Below are 13644 nucleotides of genomic sequence, written 5' to 3' on the forward strand. Positions count from 1 at the left end.
GCGCACATTCAGGCCAGGGTGTTGCGCGCCAGCGTGGTGCCTGCGCGCCACGACACGCCGACTTCGTGCCAGTATCCGGCGATTTTTTCCTGCGGGGCGATATCGAGCAGTTCCTCGACCGGCGAAGCGAAATAGCCAAGGTCGAAATCGCCGGTGAAGCAGCGGCCGAAATCGACGTCAAAGCCGGACATCGTCACCACTTCGTCCAGGCTTTGCGTGCCGTCGGTTTCGATCGCGGGCAGCCAGCGGTTGTGCGCCATGGGCAGGCCATTGACGAAGCCGGGCTTGTCCGCGGCGCCGGTGATGGTAAAGCGCCCTTCGGCCAGGCGCCGGTCGTTTGCCGCCAAAGTCACCCCGAATGTGCCGCCGGGCTCCAGGCGGGGTCCGGCCTTGCCCACCACGACCGGGCGGCTCATGTGGATGCTGCCCAGTTTCTTGGGATAACCCTGGTGGATCCCGCGCAGCATCGCGAATTCCTTGTCCACCCAGATATATACGCAGCGCGACCAGGTGCGGCCCTGGAACTTGCACCGCACGACGATGAACATTTCCTTGTACTGGACGCGCACCGGATCGAGCAGCTGCGCCGGATCGTCGCCGGTCGATTGCCAGTCGGCCCAGATTGCCGCGACCGCGCCGGGGTCTTCGTCGGCGAGCGAAAAGCCTGCGGGCAGAAGAGCTGCGATCCTGGCGGGGTCGGTGCGGTATTCGAGCGTGATCAGCTCGCCCGAATAATGCCACGGCACCGGGGGCACGATGCTGGCCTTGCCGGTCGGGGTGCGCGGATAGAACAGGCCCTGAAGATCGCTCATCGATAGTCCTCGTGCGGTGATCGCCTGCTTCTAGCCGATTGCCATGGCGCAGCTTGGCCGCAACGGCCAAAGCCTTTCGCCCGCACATCGCGCTATGGCACGGGCAGGTTAGACAAGGACCCCAGCCCATGACCGTCGAATATCGCCGCATTCTGCTTGATGGCTATCCCATTCTGGCCACGCGCCATGGCGACGAACTGGTCACGCGCGACGGGCGCAGCGTTGGTGTCGACGATGCGGTGCATCTGGCCCCGGTCAATCCGTCAAAGATCATCTGTGTGCATCTGAACTATATCAGCCGGGTGCGCGAATTCATCACCAGGCTGCCGCCCGCGCCGACCTATTTCCAGAAACCGCTGACCGCGCTCAACACGCACAAGGGTGCAGTGGTGCGCCCCGAACGCTGCAACTGGCTGAACTATGAAGGCGAGATCGCGATCGTCATCGGGCGCACCTGCCGCAACATTGCCCCCGATCAGGCGGGCGATTTCATCGCCGGCTACAGCGTGGCCAACGATTACGGGCTGCACGATTTCCGCGATACCGATGCGGGATCGATGCTGCGTGTGAAGGGATCTGACACGCTGTGCCCGATCGGCCCCGGGCTCGTCACCGGGTGGGATTTCCGCGACAAGTGGATCCGCACTTATGTCAACGGTGAAGTCCGGCAAGAGGGCAACACCAGCGAGATGGAATGGGACATGCACTATCTGGTGGCCGATATTGCGCGCACCATCACGCTGGAACCGGGCGATGTGCTGTTGTCGGGTACGCCGGCCAACAGCCGGCCGGTGCAGCCGGGCGATGTGGTCGATGTCGAAGTCGAAGGGCTGGGCCGCCTGTCGAACACCATTGTCCATGGCCCAACCCCGATCCGCGACGATTGCGGCGCACAGCCCACCGAATCCGAAGAGGTGATCTCGACCGCGATGGGTGGCGATTGGGAATTTCGGGGTAAACGCGGGGCCCGCGGGGCGGGCGCTGCGCATTACGAATCCGCGGTGGAAGACAAGTGATCGCTTGATCCGCGCATGGCACAGCCGCAAGGTGCCGCGATGGCCGAACCTGTCATCGCGGCGCAGTTTCTGCGCCATGTCGCCAATTGCCTTGAACTGACCGGGCGGTCGGCGGCCGGTCTGCTGGCCGAACTCGGGCTGGATCGCGATGCGATCGAAGGTGCCGATACCGAAATTCCCTTGTGGCAATTCCTGACCTTTTTCGAACGCGCGGCAAGTCTGGCGCGCAACCCTTCATTCGGATTGCATGCCGGGCGGCTGGTCGGATCGGACAGCATCGGGCCCTTGAGCTTTCTGTTTCTCAGCGCGCCCGATCTTGCGACCGCGTTCGGCAGTTTCACCCGTTATCTCGACACGATGCAGCAGGCATCGCGCAATCGCTTTGTGATCGAAGGCGATCACGCCATGTTCGAATACCGCGTGATCGATCCGGCGCTGCCGCAGCGGCGGCAGGATGCCGAATATTCGATCAGCGCGATGTTCAGCCTGGCACGGCAATACACAGGCGGTGCGCTCGATCTGCGCGAAGTGCGTTTCGAACACGAACGCGTCGGCGCGTATGCGGTCTATCGCGACTATTTCGGATGCGACGTGTTTTTTGAACAGGACACCAATCTGCTGGTATTCGGCGCGCATCATCTGGCGCACCGCGGGCGCGTGCTGAGCCCGGTGCTGCACCCGATCATGGAAGACCACTTGCGCCGCCGCGCCGACAGCGGGGCCGAGGGCACGGTGATCGACCGGGTCCGGGCAATGATCGCCCATGCCCCGCCGGCGCATCCGCCGCACGTGGACGAAGTGGCCGCGCGGCTGGGTATTTCGGTGCCGACCCTGCATCGCCGGCTGCGCGCAAGCGGCCACAGCTGGCGCGCGCTGCGCGATGATCATCGCATGGCTGCGGCGCTGCGCATGCTGCGCGAAACCGGGCGCAGCGTGGCCGATGTCGCGCTGGCCGTCGGGTATGCCGAAAACGCCAGCTTCAGCCGCGCCTTTGCGCGCCATTTCGGCCATACGCCAAGCGCGACCCGCGATGGCAGGACCTGATCAATCCGGCGCAGGCCCGATCAGGTCCCACCGGTTGCCGTAAAGATCTTCGAACACGGCAACAGTGCCATAAGGTTCGATGCGCGGCGGTTCGAGAAACGCTATTCCGCGCGCGCAATACAACGCATGATCGCGTGCGAAATCGTCGGTTTCGAGAAACAGGAACACCCGCCCGCCGGTCTGGTTGCCAATCGCGCGTGATTGCCGGTCATCGCTGGCGCGGGCCAGCAGCAGGCCGCTGTCCGAGCCCGGTGGACCAACCACCACCCACCGTTTGGCCTGGCCTGCAACCTCGTCGCTGCGCAGCTCAAAGCCCAGCTTGCCGACGTAAAAGGCAATGGCTTCGTCATAGTCGCGAACCACGAGCGCTGTGAGTTTCAGGTTTTGTGGCATGGCTGAGTGATCGGGGCTTTGTCTGCATTGCGCAAGTCGTTCGTCGATCAAGGTTGTTCCTTTTTGCGCGGCAACTTGACTCCTTTGCCCGACAGACGGGATGATCGGGGCGGTTTCTGGGGAAAGATATCCGCACATGCTCGAATTGCAGTCGGTCACGCACACCTATGCCAACGGGGTCAGGGCGCTCGACAATGTTACGTTGACCATTCCCACCGGCATGTTCGGGTTGCTGGGGCCCAACGGCGCGGGCAAATCGACACTGATGCGCACGATCGCGACGTTGCAGGCGCCCAGTTCGGGCAGTGTCCGGTTTGGCGATATCGACGTGATCGCCCAGCCCGAACGTTTGCGTCAGACGCTGGGGTACCTGCCGCAGGATTTCGGCGTCTATCCGCGCGTGTCGGCCTATGCGATGCTGGATCATCTGGCGGTGCTGAAGGGCATTGCCGGGCGCGGCGAACGCAAGGCCACGGTGGAAACGCTGCTCGATCAGGTGAACCTGTGGGGCGTGCGCAACAAGGCGATTGCCGGATTTTCGGGCGGGATGCGCCAGCGTTTCGGGATTGCGCAGGCGCTGATCGGCAATCCGCGACTGATCATCGTCGATGAACCCACCGCCGGGCTCGATCCCGAAGAACGCAACCGGTTCCTCAATCTTCTGGCTGCGATCGGTGAAAACGTGGTGGTGATCCTGTCGACCCACATCGTCGAAGACGTGACCGATCTGTGCCAGCGCATGGCGATCATGGGCGGCGGGCGCATTCTGGCCCAGGGCGCGCCGGTCGACATGATCGGGCAGATGCACGGCACGATCTGGGCCCGCACGGTCGATCGCGCCGATCTGCCGGCGATCATGGAGCGGCACCGGGTCATCTCCACCCGGCTGTCGGGCGGGCGCATGGTGGTGCACGTGGTATCGCCGCACGATCCGGGTGACGGCTTTGCCGTGATCGCAGGTGGGCTTGAAGATGTCTATTTCGCCGCGCTGCACCCTGTGGCCGCAGCACCTCTTGCTGCGTGACAGGGGTGTTGAAAGTGCCATGTATCGCCCCGCAGCAGGGGCCCGACCGCACCTTCGACGGGCGGTTCTTCCGGGGGCGGGGGGCGGTGCGTGGCACAATGTCGCGTGTCTGCGGCCGGCAGGTCGGATTTTGAGAATTCGGGGATAATCGCCATGTTCGCGCGCGTTGCCGCCTTTGAATTTCGCTATCAACTGCGCAGCCCGGTGTTCTGGGCGGTGATCGCGCTGTTTTTCCTGCTGACATTTGGCGCGATGGCCAGCAGCGAGATCACGATCGGCGATCCCAATTCCAGCGTGCACAAGAACGGCCCGCTCAGTCTGGCGCTGACCCAGATGATCATGGCGGTGTTCTTCATGTTCGTCAGCACGGCGTTTGTGGCCAACGTGATCGTGCGCGACGACGAAAGCGGGTTCGGGCCGATTATCCGGTCGACCCGGATCACCCGGTTCGATTACCTGTTCGGGCGCTTTACCGGGGCGTTTGCGGTCGTGGCCATCGCGTTTCTGGCGGTGCCGCTGGGCAGCTTTGCCGGATCGCTGATGCCTTGGGTCGATCCTGAAACCCTGGGGCCGAACCGGTTTGCGTTTTACATGCAGCCCTATGTCACGATCGTGCTGCCGACGCTACTGCTGTCATCGGCGCTGTTTTTTGCGGTGGCGACGATCACCCGCTCGGTCATGCTGACCTATGTCGGCGTGCTGGCGTTCCTGCTGTTGTACGGCATTTCGCGCGCGGTGCTGTCGACCAATCCCGACTGGCGCGAGATTGCCGCGCTGACCGACAGCTTCGGATTGGCCGCGGTCGGGCTGGTAACGCGGTACTGGACCGCGGCCGAGGCCAACAGCCAGATGGTGCCGATGGCAGGCGTCGTGCTGGTCAATCGCCTGATCTGGTCGGCCGTGGCGCTGACCGCGCTGGCGCTCGCGTGGTGGCGGTTCCGTTTCGGCGTGGCGTCGATATCGGCGCGCAAGCATGCGCGTCTGGCGCGCAAGGCGGCGCGGATCGAGGCGGTGGTGCCACAGCGCGTGGGCGTGTTGCCCGCGCCCGATCAGGTTGCGTCGCGCTGGCCGCGCCTGTTCACCCAGATCGGCTTTGAAATGCGGCTGATCCTGGGCAGCCCGGCGTTCTTTGTGTTGTTGCTGGTGGGGCTGCTCAATGCGGTGGCGTCCATGCTGGTGCCTTCGGGGATGTATGGCACCCCGACGTATCCCGCCACTTTCGTTCTGATCCGCGATTTGCAAGGTGCCTATGCGCTTGCCCCGCTGATCATCGCCGGGTTCTATGCCGGCGAACTGGTCTGGCGCGATCGTGACCGGCGCATGCACGAAATCATCGATGCCACGGCGCTGCCCAACTGGGCGCAACTGGTGCCCAAGTTTCTGGCCCTGGTCTCGGTGCTGTTTGCAACAATGGTGGTGGGCGTGCTGGCAGCCATGCTGGTGCAGCTGGCCAAGGGCTTCACCGCGCTCAATCCCGGCGAATACGTGCTGTGGTTCCTGTTGCCAAGCGTGGTCGACATGGCGCTGATCGCTGGCATGGCGCTGGTTTTGCAAGTGCTTGCGCCCAACAAATATGTCGGCTGGGGGCTGCTGCTGGTCTATTTCGTGGTGATCAGCGTGATGAACCCGTTGGGGTTCCAGCATCCGCTTTATCAATATGGCAGCACCGGCCCCAATCCGCTGTCGGACATGAACGGCGATGCGGTGGGCGGCACGGCGGGCTGGTGGTTCCGGCTGTATTGGGTGGCGTTTCTGGTCATCATGCTGACGGTGGCGCACCTGTTGTGGCGGCGCGGAACCGAAACGCGTTTTGCGCCGCGGCTGCGCTTTGCGCTGGTGCGCGCGCGCGGCGGGGCGGGGCTGGTGGCGGTGGCCGCACTGGTGGTGATGGGCGCCACCGGGCTCTGGCTGTATCACCAGACCAACGGGCTCAACGTGTATGAAACCACGCTCGACACCGATCGACAACTGGCCGATGCGGAAAAGCTGTACCTGCATCTTGAACACGCGCCCGAACCGTCGGTCATCACGATCCGCATGGCGGTCGATCTGCACCCGCACGATCGGCTGATGGAAGCATCGGGCACATATGCGCTGATCAACCGGACGACCGTGCCGATCCGCGATGTCCATCTGGTCGTGCCCGAACATGCGCGCGACATTCTGGCGCTGTCGATTACCGGCGCGCACATGCTTGCCAATGACGATGGGCACCAGGTGCGGACATATCGGTTCGATCAGCCGTTGGCCCCTGGCGCCACGGCCACGATGGCGTTCAAGGTGCGCCGCTGGCAACGCGGGATCAATGCCAAGGGCGACGACCAGCGGCTGGTCGCCAACGGCACATTCCTCGACAACAGCGAAATTGCGCCGGTCATCGGCATCCATCGCAACATGTTCCTGAACGATCCGATCAGGCGGCGCAAATATGGGCTGCCGAGCGAACTGCGCATGGCCAGGCTCGAAGACCAGGGCGCGCTGGCCTACAACTATATCGAAAATGCCGACTGGGTGACGAGCGACATCACGCTGACCACCGATGCCGACCAGACCCCGGTGGCGCCGGGCAAGCGGGTCAGCGATGTGACCGCACAGGGCCGGCGCAGCGCGCGGTTCGTGTCCACCGCGCCGATCCTGAATTTCTGGTCGATCCAGTCGGCGCGCTATGCGGTGAAAAGCCGGATGAGCGACGGGGTGACGCTGTCGGTCTACTACGATCCGGCGCATCCCTACAATGTCGATCGCATGCTCGATGCGTTTGACAATGCGCTGCGCTATTATCGCGCGAACTTCGGCCCCTATCAGTTCGATTACGCGCGGATTGTCGAATTTCCCGGCTATGCCTCGTTTGCGCAGGCCTTTGCCGGCACGATGCCTTATTCGGAAAACATCGGCTTTCTGGGCGATTTTCGCAATCCTTCGAATATCGATTACGCCACATATGTCGCCTCGCACGAACTGGGCCACCAGTATTGGGGCCACCAGGTCGTATCGGCCGACCGCCAGGGCGGCACGCTGATGGTGGAAACGCTGGCGCAATATTCCGCGCTGATGGTGATGAAGCACCGCTATGGCGAGGACAAGATTCGCCGCTTCCTGCAGTACGAGCTTGATTCCTATCTGCGTTCACGCGGTGGCGAACGGCTGGAGGAACAGCCGCTGATGCGCGTCGAAAATCAGGGTTATATCCATTACCGCAAGGGCGCGGTTGCGCTGTACCTGCTGCAGGACCGGCTGGGCGAGGATCGGGTCAATGCCATGTTGCGCACGATCCTGGCCAAATACCGCTTCAAAGGCGCACCCTTTGCCAGCAGCACCGATCTGGTGGCGGGGTTCGAGGGCCTGGCGCGCAATGCCGAAGAACACGAACTGGTTGCCGACACGCTGGAACGGATCACGGTCTACGACTTCAAGGCGCAACACGCCCAGACCCGCAAATTGCCCGATGGCCGCTGGCAGACCGTGTTGACCGTGCGCGCAGAAAAGGCCTATGCCGATGGCAAAGGGCACGAAACGCCTGCTGCCCTGCACCAGAGTGTCGACATCGGCCTGTTTACCGCGCGCCCGGGCAAGGCCGAATTCGGCGCGCACAACGTGCTGATGCGCAAGCGCTATCCGGTAACAGGCGGAGTGCAGACGTTTACGCTGATTACCTCGGCAAAGCCCCTGTTTGCCGGGATCGATCCCTATAACACGTTCATTGATCGCAACAGTGATGACAATATTGTTGGGGTCGACTAGCGCGTTTCAGTATATAGTCTTTATCGCCGCGCGACTCGGATATTAATCGGGGGATTGGCGATGAAATTGCGCTATGTGCTTGTTGCAACAAGTTTGCTTGCACTTTCAGGGTGCAAGAACCTTCAGACGGTGCAGGCCCTGTCGGCGACTTTGGTCACCGCGTCGAGCAGTCTGGACAGTGTCAGCAACGAACTGACGTCGACCTGCATCAGGCAAGAACAGTTCAATCCGGCGTTGCAATGCGCGGATTCGGAAAAATCGACCAAGGGACTGATCGCGACTGACACGTTGCTGACGACATATTTTTCGGCACTTGGCGACGCCGCTGGTGCGCAGTCGTTCACGGTGAAAACGGGGCTTGATAATCTTACCGCCTCGGTCAGTGCCATCCCCGGGATCAATCAGGGGCAGGTCAGCGCGGCCTCTGGCCTGGCCGAAACGATCGCAACGCTGTTTACCGAGGCCGCGCGCGAAAAGGCGCTGCGCACGATGATCGACCAGGGCGTGCCCCAGGCGAAAACGCTGGTGGCCATGCTCGGCAATCGCGTTCCACACAGCCTGTCGACCAGCCTCAGGGCCGAACAGGACGCGTTGACCAGCCAATTCGTGACATATGCCGAGGGCAGTCTGGGGCCCGACCCGGCGGCACGTTGCGTCGACGGTCCGAAGTCGGTGGATTTTCCCAAGGGTGCCAATTTCCTGTTGGCGCTGGAATATTGCCATCGCCTCCAGACGATCCAGGCCAAGCAGGCGGCCATCGCCAGCTATCAGGGCGCGCTGGGCAATATCAATGCGGCGCTCGATACTTTGGCATCGTCAAAAAGCGATCTGACGGCCGAACAACTTGTCTTGAAATTGCGCGACGATGTCAGCCAGTTGAAAACCAATCTTGATGCCGTGAACACTGCATTTGGCAAGGGAGGGGGCAAATGAGTGTTGCCGATGACATACAGGGCCTGGCGGATCTGGCGGAAAGCGCCGCGCATCAGGCATTGGGCGCCCAGATCAAGCTGGGACCGCGGCCATCGGCCCCCGATCCGGCCGGGCTGTTGTGGGATCAGACCACCGCGCGTCTGCAGGCACAAGTCAACAGTTTGACCGCACTTGCGACGAACCTGTCGGCAGATTCGGTGATCGATGCATTGGCCGATAACGCCGATGCGGTCGCACAACTCGAGGCGGTTACGGCCAATGCCGATGCAGCGATCCAGCAGATCGATGACACCTCGAAATTGTTCACGACCATCGGCCATATCCTGGACGTGGGTGTTGCGGTGCTTGCGCTGGCTGCGGCCCCGACGCCGGCAGCGGCCCAGGCGCTGTTCGGCAAGATCAAGACCCTGTCGGGCGATTTTTGACGGGGTCTTGGCCCGATCCTAAAACCGGATGCGGCCAAACAGCGTCTTGAGGGCTGTTGCCATCCACTGCGCATCTGCCTGGGCGAAATCGGCGGTAACCGGTTCTGCCGGGGTGATGGCATAACGGCTGCGGCTGATGTCCTCGATGGCCACGCTGGCCCGGCCGTTGTCGAGCCGGATGACGATGCCTGCCACGCGGTTGGCGTGCACCTTGAGCACAAACCGCTTGATGTCGCTGCTGGCACCTTCTTCGCTCAATTCGAATTCATCACGATCGGCGATGGCCAGGTGCACCAGTTCGACGAGGCGGGCCAGCATGGGCCCCTCGGTCTTTGACCAGCGCAGGCGTTCAAACTGCACGGCGTCGATGCCTTGCGAAAGGCGATCGCACGCATCTTCAAAGCTGTCCTGGGTCATTGAAATCGCCTGGTGGGTGCTTGCGGCAGGGCTGGCGCAGATGGAGCACCAGCCACCCGGACACCGCCTGATCATACGCGCGATGTCTGAACGAACCGTTCGCCCACAAAAAGCGGCGCGCCGGTTATCCCGGCGCGCCGTCAAGGGTGGAAAGGAGGGGGCGATCAGTAGTGCAGCGTTATGCTGGCGCCCCAGGTGCGCGGTTTCGCATACGTCTGGTTGGTCGCACCCAAAAGCCCCGACAGATCAAGGTTATAAATGCGGTACCACTTGTTGGTGACATTGTTGACGAAGCCGGCCACTTCGACTTTGCCGTCCATCACCGCATAGCTGATGCGCACATTGCCCAGCGTGCGGCCCGGTTCGTAATCGTCGGGCGCGTTGTTGGTTTCGAAATAGCTGCCGGATTCGTGTTTCCAGTCGGTGCCCAGCGTCACCTGGCCGGGGCCGACCGGGAACTGGTAATGCACCTGCCACCCCAGCGAAAAATCGGGCGCCTGCGGCAGCAGGCGATCGGCCAGCGTGCCATCGGGCAGGGTGATGTTTTTCACCGTCGACGACAGGAACGTCACGAACGTGCCCAGATACAGGCCCTTGACCGGGCGGGTGTCGAATTCGAACTCGGCCCCGTGTTCATAGGCCTGATGGTTCGAGATATACTGGTTTACCCCGATGTTCTGGAACGCCTGATATCCCTGATAGTTGTAGAAGAACACCGATCCGTTGAAATGGGTGGTGCGGTTCAGCAGGCTCAGCTTGAACCCGCCTTCCCAGTTGGTCAGCACTTCCTGGCCGAACGGGATCGCCTGCACCAGCGGCGCGCCGGTGGCCGCAGAGGTGGCGGCGCTGTCGGTATAGGGCACCGGCGACGACACCGTGCCGAACCCGCCGGCCTTGGTACCGCGGTTGACCGACGCATAGATCAGCGTGGTGCCGTTGGGTTTGTAATCCACCTCGGCCTTGCCCGACCAGTTGTTGAACGTGGCAAAGCGCAGATTGGCAACATCGGGAATGGTCGTGGCCCAGTCGAACACCAGCGCGCCGTCTTCATAGTCCTGGAATTCGATATGTTTGCGATCGTGCGAATAGCGCAGCCCCCCGATCAGCGACACGGTCGGCGCGACGGCGTATTCAAGCTGTGCAAACCCCGCCAGCGATGTGGTGTTCTGCGACCCGCCATAGTTCAGCGTGCCGATGCCGGGATAGGTGCCTGCCGGGCTGACCACCTGGTACTGGTTGGTGGTGTGGATGTTCATGGCGTAAAGCCCGGTCACCCAGTTCAGCGCATCGGCCTTGCCCGACAGGCGCAGTTCCTGCGACAGCTGGTACATGTGCTGGTGCGTGTCGTAGTTGAAAATGGCGTTCGGCGACATGTCCGAATCTTCGCCGTAATCCTTGCTAAGATGCTGGTAATCGCTGATCGCGGACAGCTCTGCCCCTCCGAAATCGTGGGTGTAGCGCGCGCTGACATCCCAGAATGTGCGGTTGAAATTGGGCATGCGATCTTCGCTTTGCACAAACGGACTGCCCGACGGGTTGACATAGCCGTTGGCATCGGTGCCTTGCGCGGCACCCGGTACACCCGCCGCAGCACCCGGATTTCCGCCCGGCACATTGGCGGCATAATTGCCCAGGAAATGGTTGTTGGGGTCGGGATAGGCGGCGGCCCAGCTGTACAACCCGGCATTGCGTTCGTTGTCGTTGCGCAAGGTCTGGACCTTGACCACCAGTTTGTCCGCAGGGCTGAGATCGGCGGCGATCTGGCCGCGCAGGCCATAGAATTTGTTGTTGCCCAGCTTGGGCCCCAGCGTGTTGGTGATGTATCCGCCCGAATCGTTGGTGGTGAACGAAAACCGCGCGCGCACGGTATCGGCCAGCGCACCGCTGATCGCGCCTTCGGTGGCGACCTGGCCATAGGACCCGGTGGTCAACGTGACAAAGGCTTCGGTCCGGGCGGTGGGCTTGGCCGACACGAACTGCACCAGACCGCCGGTGGCGTTGCGGCCAAACAGCGTGCCCTGCGGCCCGCGCAGCACTTCGGCGCGTTCCAGATCGAAATTCATGCCGGTGATCGCACCCAGCGAGGCGATGTAGACTTCATCGTCGTAGAACGCGATCGGCGCTTCCTGCGCATCGGTGAAATCGTTCTGCGACACGCCGCGGATGTTGAACACGGTGATCGTGGGCGAATACTGGTTGACCTCGAGGTTGGGGACCTGGCCCGCCAGCGCGGTCACGTCCTGGCGACCGATCGCGGCCAGCGCATCCTTGCCCAGCGCGGTCACGGCAATGCCGATCTTTTGCGCGCTCTGTTCGCGTTTTTGCGCGGTCACCACGATTTCGCCGATGTCGGGCGCTGCGGCCGCGGCCTGCGGCGCCGGGTCTGCGGCGCGCGCCGCCTGCGGCATGATCGCGGTGGCCAGCGCCGCCAGCGCGGTCTGCGTGGCAAGGATCCGTTTGAGTGTCATGGTGCAATAACTCCCCGCATGATCGGTGCTGGCTGCGGGCCACACCCGATCGGGCGCTTGTGTGCGCCCCGAAATCACACCATGCGGCGCAATGCCGGTGCGCACTTGCCAGATGCGGCCAATTGCCCGGGAAAACCGGGTTCAGGCAGGCGCGTGCAGCCGGCGATGCGCCAGTGTCGGAATGCGCAGCAGCGCAAAGCTGACGACAAACAGCGCGATGCACACCAGTTCGACCACGCGAAAGCTTTTGCCGTCGATCAGCGGCGCGGCGATCAGCGGGCCGCCGCCCAGCCCGATCATCTGCATCGCCACCGCAAACGACATCATCCGTCCGCTGGCATCGAAATCGCCGATCCGGCCCAGGATAAAGGGCAGGACAAAATTCCACAGGATGTTGAACCCGCAGACCCCGACGGTGAACAGCACCAGCCCGGGCGTGCCCAGCAGCAGCGCAATGCTGGCAGCGCCACCCAGGATGCCCCCGGCAATCGCGACATCGCGGTGCAGCCGTTCGGCCAGAAACACCGACGCCAGCGCACCCCCCACAGCCAGCGCCTGCGAAGCGAACAGTGCATTGGCCACCGACTGTTCGGCCAGGCCCGCGCTGGTGCCGACCAGGAACAGCACCGCCCAGGCAATGCCCTGCGCCACATTGTAGGCCAGCACCGCCGCCAGTGCCACGGCCAGCATCGCGTTGGGCAATTGCCGCACCCCGGGGCGCGCACCGCTGCCCGCGCCATAGCCATGCGGCACAAACGGCACGGTTATCAACGCCACCACCGACAGCCCTGCAAAGACCGTGAACAGCCCGGCGATATCGATCCGGTTCAGGATCACCGGCAGATACCACAGCCCGAACGCGCCATATGTCAGCAGCAGCACCAGATAGAGCGCAACATTGCGTTCGGCCTTGGCGGTGATCCCGACAAAGGTGAAGCTGATCGAAATGATGATCCCTTCGCCAAACCCCGCGATCAGCCGCAGCCAGCCGAACAGATCGCCATGTGTGGCCCCGGCCGAGCTTGCATCGCCGGCCGCCGCGATCAGCAGCCCGGCCGCGGTGATCACGCGCCAGTCGATCCGCGTGCCGATCAGCGCCATGAACACCGTGGCCAGCGCCACGCCCAGCATTTCCAGCCCGACCAGATCGACCGCGCGCGCGTCCGACACATGCAGGTGTTCGACATAACCCTGCACGACGCCCGGCTGGATGATGAACGACAGCACGCCAATCGTGCCAAGCACAACCGCGCTGACAATCGCAGGCCAGCCGTTGACGTTGATTTCGCGTGGTCGCCGTTGTGTCATGCGCGTCCTGTGTGCTGTGGATGATTTCGCCCGGATCATACCTGACATCATGCACCCCGTCCG

11 protein-coding genes are annotated in these 13644 nt (G+C 62.8%); 6 read left to right on the forward strand and 5 right to left on the reverse strand.

The window, feature by feature from the left end:
- Positions 1-8: 8 nt before the first annotated feature.
- Complete coding sequence (locus G404_RS0107470) at positions 9-812, reverse strand: acetoacetate decarboxylase family protein (RefSeq protein ID WP_028640530.1); 804 nt, start codon at positions 810-812, stop codon at positions 9-11.
- Positions 813-940: 128 nt separating this feature from the next.
- On the opposite strand from G404_RS0107470, the gene G404_RS0107475 reads away from it, so the two are divergent.
- Positions 941-1828 carry a fumarylacetoacetate hydrolase family protein gene (locus G404_RS0107475; RefSeq protein ID WP_028640531.1) on the forward strand — a complete coding sequence of 296 codons (888 nt, stop codon included), beginning with the start codon at positions 941-943 and terminating at the stop codon, positions 1826-1828.
- A 39-nt stretch (positions 1829-1867) separates the two neighbouring features.
- A complete protein-coding gene (locus G404_RS0107480; protein WP_169719694.1) occupies positions 1868-2872 on the forward strand; it encodes an AraC family transcriptional regulator in 1005 nt (334 codons plus the stop codon).
- Here the strand turns inward: G404_RS0107480 and G404_RS0107485 are convergent, their stop codons facing one another.
- A complete protein-coding gene (locus G404_RS0107485; RefSeq protein WP_028640533.1) occupies positions 2873-3265 on the reverse strand; it encodes a VOC family protein in 393 nt (130 codons plus the stop codon).
- 136 nt (positions 3266-3401) lie between these two features.
- On the opposite strand from G404_RS0107485, the gene G404_RS0107490 reads away from it, so the two are divergent.
- The 4 genes from G404_RS0107490 (at position 3402) to G404_RS0107505 (ending at position 9388) form a co-directional block, all read left to right on the forward strand.
- Complete coding sequence (locus G404_RS0107490) at positions 3402-4289, forward strand: ABC transporter ATP-binding protein (RefSeq protein WP_028640534.1); 888 nt, start codon at positions 3402-3404, stop codon at positions 4287-4289.
- Positions 4290-4442: 153 nt separating this feature from the next.
- Positions 4443-8030: an ABC transporter permease/M1 family aminopeptidase gene (locus tag G404_RS0107495; protein ID WP_028640535.1), complete on the forward strand. Its 3588-nt coding sequence runs from the start codon at positions 4443-4445 to the stop codon at positions 8028-8030.
- 93 nt (positions 8031-8123) lie between these two features.
- Positions 8124-8963 carry a hypothetical protein gene (locus G404_RS0107500; protein ID WP_156906229.1) on the forward strand — a complete coding sequence of 280 codons (840 nt, stop codon included), beginning with the start codon at positions 8124-8126 and terminating at the stop codon, positions 8961-8963.
- The gene (locus tag G404_RS0107505; protein WP_028640537.1) at positions 8960-9388 is read left to right on the forward strand and encodes a hypothetical protein; all 429 of its coding nucleotides are present in this window, start codon (positions 8960-8962) and stop codon (positions 9386-9388) included. Before G404_RS0107500 ends, G404_RS0107505 begins: the two co-directional genes overlap by 4 nt.
- Before the next feature lie 18 nt (positions 9389-9406).
- Here the strand turns inward: G404_RS0107505 and G404_RS0107510 are convergent, their stop codons facing one another.
- From G404_RS0107510 to G404_RS0107520, 3 genes are all read right to left on the reverse strand, one after another.
- Entirely contained in the window at positions 9407-9805 is a 399-nt protein-coding gene (locus G404_RS0107510) for a hypothetical protein (RefSeq protein WP_028640538.1), read from the reverse strand.
- 164 nt (positions 9806-9969) lie between these two features.
- Entirely contained in the window at positions 9970-12273 is a 2304-nt protein-coding gene (locus G404_RS0107515; RefSeq protein WP_028640539.1) for a TonB-dependent receptor, read from the reverse strand.
- Positions 12274-12414: 141 nt separating this feature from the next.
- The gene (locus G404_RS0107520) at positions 12415-13581 is read right to left on the reverse strand and encodes an MFS transporter (protein ID WP_028640540.1); all 1167 of its coding nucleotides are present in this window, start codon (positions 13579-13581) and stop codon (positions 12415-12417) included.
- Between the last annotated feature and the right edge of the window lie 63 nt (positions 13582-13644).

This window comes from Novosphingobium acidiphilum DSM 19966 (genome assembly GCF_000429005.1).
Classification (GTDB): domain Bacteria; phylum Pseudomonadota; class Alphaproteobacteria; order Sphingomonadales; family Sphingomonadaceae; genus Novosphingobium; species Novosphingobium acidiphilum.